Origin of the sequence: uncultured Streptococcus sp., from assembly GCF_963545685.1 — a bacterium.
Classification (GTDB): Bacteria; Bacillota; Bacilli; order Lactobacillales; family Streptococcaceae; genus Streptococcus.
The window spans coordinates 1-4,138 of record NZ_CAUUKN010000083.1 but is presented as its reverse complement, the minus strand read 5'-3'; the positions used below and the strand labels follow the sequence as shown (position 1 = coordinate 4,138).

Sequence of the window (4,138 nt, the reverse complement as noted above, 5' to 3'; positions counted from 1 at the left end):
TTAGCAACGATATTAGCCCATTTACGTCCCATGGGATTCACCTCTTCTAAGAGATACTCTAGCATCTCTGATTTATTTTTTTCTTTTTTGAAAATAGCAGAACTCGCTAAATTCACAATCCCTTACATTATAGCACTTTGACTGCCGTTAGTAAAATGTGAATAGCCACATCAATATTTCTATACCTTGTTAAATTAGTTAGAAAACATAAAGAGCGGCTCTATAATTTCTGTAGTGGGTAAAACCACTGTAGAGATTATAGAGCTTTTTAAGTGTACACAAAAAGTCCCATAAGAACTATAATGAAAAGCAACCAAACCATCATTAGGGAGAACTTATGAGACTTATTAAGAATACCACAGAATTAATCGGAATTAAAGACCAAAATATCAAGATTTCACTTGTTTTTGAAACTAACACTCATATCGAGATTCAAGCAAAACTTGATTACCCTGCACCATCATGTCCTCATTGCCATGGAAAGATGATCAAGTACGACTTTCAAAAGCCTTCTAAAATCCCTCTGCTCGAGCAAGCGGGAACTTCAACACTACTACGTCTGAAGAAACGTCGCTTCCAGTGTAAAAATTGTAGGAGAGTCACGGTAGCTAAGACATCAATCGTTGAGAAAAACCACCAAATTTCAAATCTAGTCCGACAAAAGGTTGCACAACTTCTAACTGAGAAGGTATCCCTAACAGATATTGCCAGAAGACTTCGTGTGTCGACATCCACTGTCTATCGTAAGCTTGACCAGTTTACTTTCAAGGAGCATTATGACAAGCTCCCAGCTGTTATGTCTTGGGATGAGTTTGGGGTCAAGAAAGGTGAACTCGCTTTTGTGGCGCAAAACTATGAGACCAACAAACTCATAACCATCCTTGATAATCGCCGTCAAAACACGATTCGAAACCACTTTTTGAAGTACCCATTGAAAGTTCGACAAAAGGTACAGTTTATTACAATGGATATGTCAGGAGCCTATATCCCACTAGCTCACAGACTTTTCCCAAACGCCGAAATCATTATTGATCGTTTCCACATCATCCAGCACCTTGGTCGAGCCTTTTTAAAGACAAGAATTGCCATTATGAACTAGTTTGATAAGAAATCACTCCCCTACCGAGCCTTGAAAAATCACTGGCGACTCTTCCAAAAGGACAGCCGTAAACTATCTCTCAACTCTTTTTATTCAAAGACTTTCCGCCAAACTTTAGCACCACATGAAGTTGTTGAGAAGACATTGAATTTCTCAGAGGAACTCGCTAATTATTATAACCTCTATCAGCTTTTGCTTTTTCACTTTCAGGAGAAGAGAGTAGATGAGTTCTTTGAGTTAATAGAGGAGAACATGAGCAAGGTCAATCACTACTTTCAAACGGTCTTTAGGACCTTTCTTAGACACAAACAATACATCAAGAATGCGCTAGAAACAGACTATTCAAACGCGAAACTCGAAGCAACTAACAAGTTGATTAAAGACATCAAACGGTTGGGCTTTGGTTTTAGAAATTTTATCAACTTTAGAAAGCGTGTTTTCATCACTCTGAACATACAAAAAGAGAAGACCTATCTGGTCCTCTCTAGATGTTGGCTTTTCGTCACACACTACAGTTGACAAACATACTAAGATGAGTAGTGAGAAAATCTCCAACCAGAGAGTACTCACTACTTTTTCGTTAGGTTAAAGTAGTGGGGTCTTGTAAAATTGTAGTATAGCGCTATACGTCACTTGACAAACTGGCAAGAAACCTTGATTCAAAAATACCAGGAAAGGTATTTTTTAGCATGCCTTTTTATGGCTCAAAAATTGTTAAAACTAAGACAATAAACTCAGAATAGTACTGTCTTATCTCATTTTTAACTTAAAGCTTTGATAGACTTGATAAATGATAAAAAAGAGCTAATAAAATTTAGAATGCGGAAACTAACTTACTCAACTGTTACTGCTTTTGCAAGGTTTCGTGGTTTATCCACGTCAAGACCCCGTTGTAGAGAAGCATAGTAAGCAATCAACTGAGTTGGAATAACCATTGAGATCGGTGATAAGAATGGATGTACTTGATTGACAATAATATCATCATCAGCTTTAGCTAATTTTTCCTCAACGACTGTTAAAACATTAGCTCCACGAGCAGCAACTTCCTGAATATTACCACGAGTATGAGCAGCCACAACTTCACTTGCAGAAATTAATCCTAAAACTGGAGTACCATCTTCAATCAATGAAATTGTACCGTGTTTCAACTCACCCGCAGCAAAGCCTTCACATTGAATATAAGAGATTTCTTTCAACTTCAATGATGCTTCCATAGCTACATAATAATCATTTCCTCGACCAATGTAGAAAGCATTACGAGTTGTAGCCAACAAGTTCTCAACTTTCTCAGAAATCATATCTTTTTCAGAGAGAGTCGCTTCAATTGACTGAGCAACAATTGATAACTCATGCACTAAATCAAACTCAAGTGCTTCTTTCTTGCCATTTGCTTCACCAACAGCTTTCGCAAGGAAAGCTAGAGCCGCAATCTGAGCAGTATAAGCTTTTGTAGAAGCTACAGCAATTTCAGGCCCTGCATGTAAAAGCATCGTATATGTTGCTTCACGAGAAAGCGTAGAACCAGGTACATTGGTAACAGTCAAACTAGGGATTCCCATTTCGTTAGCTTTCACCAAAACTTGACGGCTATCCGCTGTTTCACCTGATTGACTAAGCAAAACAAACATTGGTTTTTTGCTCAAAAGTGGCATGTTGTAACCCCACTCAGATGCAACACCTATTTCAACTGGTGTATCTGTCAATTTTTCAAACATAGCTTTTGACGCAAAACCAGCATTATATGAAGTCCCAGCTGCTAAGATGTAAACACGATCTGCTTCTTGTACTGACTTGACAATAGCTGGATCAACAGTGATATTTCCTTCATCATCTGCATAGGTAGAAATCAATTTACGCATTACAGTAGGTTGCTCATCAATTTCTTTCAACATATAGTAAGGATAAGTTCCTTTACCAATATCAGAAAGATCAAGTTCAGCTGTATAAGTACCGCGTTCAATAGCATTTCCTTCATAATCGGTAACTGTGATAGCATCTTTGGTCAGAACAACCAACTCTTTATCGTGAATTTCCATAAATTGACTAGTTTCACGAATCATAGCCATGGCATCTGAACAAACCATGTTGTAACCTTCACCAACACCAATCAAAAGTGGAGATTTGTTTTTGGCAACATAAATCGTATCTGGTGCTTGAGAGTCAACAAGAGCAAACGCATATGACCCTTGGATAATATGAAGAGATTTTTTTAAGGCTTCAAGAACTGATAATCCATCTTCGTCAACGAATTTACCAATCAAGTGAACTGCAATCTCAGTATCTGTCTGACCTTTAAATTTGTGTCCTTGCAAGTATTCTTCTTTAATTTGGAGATAGTTTTCAATAACTCCGTTATGAACTAAAACGAAGCGCCCTGTTTCCGAAGTATGTGGGTGAGCATTATCCTCAGTTGCTTGACCATGTGTTGCCCAACGCGTGTGACCAATACCAGTTGATCCCTTAACATCGGAGCTAATTTTAGCACGAAGATCTGCAATACGACCAACTGATTTAACTAGACAACCTTTATCTGGGGCATCAGTCACATAAATACCTGCTGAGTCATAACCGCGATACTCTAACTTTTCGAGACCCTGTATTAAGATATCCGCTGCATTACTATTTCCAACAACTCCAACAATTCCACACATTAATTATTACCTGTAGCAACTTTTAAATTACTATTCCTTTCCTAAAAATTGGTATAGTTCAATATCCTATTATTGAACCGAACAAAGTTATTATATACCTAGTTTTATTAGTTGTCAACAATTAAATTGGTATAGTCCTAAAAGATGACTATCTTCAATTTGTCAAGTAAAAACTTATTATCAGATAATCTAAATCAATTTTTCTTAACAACTATTTAAATGAATAAAAACGAAATTTGTTATACCACTTCCAATTAAACTCTATTTTCCTTTAAAGAACAAAATTTCGCTAATAATTCAGATTTTTTTATTTCTGTGATTTGTAAAACCACTGTAGAGATTATAGAGCTTTTTGAGACTACACAAAAAGTCCCATAAGAACTATAAT

General features: G+C 36.8%; 1 protein-coding gene and 1 pseudogene. One reads left to right on the top strand and one right to left on the bottom strand.

Annotated elements, in window-relative coordinates:
- The first annotated feature begins 337 nt into the window (after positions 1-337).
- Positions 338-1,587, top strand: a pseudogene (locus RWZ99_RS08930) (ISL3 family transposase).
- Between the two features lie 345 nt (positions 1,588-1,932).
- Here RWZ99_RS08930 and glmS read toward each other — a convergent pair.
- Entirely contained in the window at positions 1,933-3,750 is a 1,818-nt protein-coding gene (gene glmS / locus RWZ99_RS08925) for a glutamine--fructose-6-phosphate transaminase (isomerizing) (protein WP_314678211.1), read from the bottom strand.
- Positions 3,751-4,138 lie beyond the last annotated feature (388 nt).

Coding starts and splice junctions, on each gene's coding strand:
- glmS (WP_314678211.1), bottom strand. CDS start 3,750: ATGTGTGGAATTGTTGGAGTTGTTGGAAATAGTAATGCAGCGGATATC.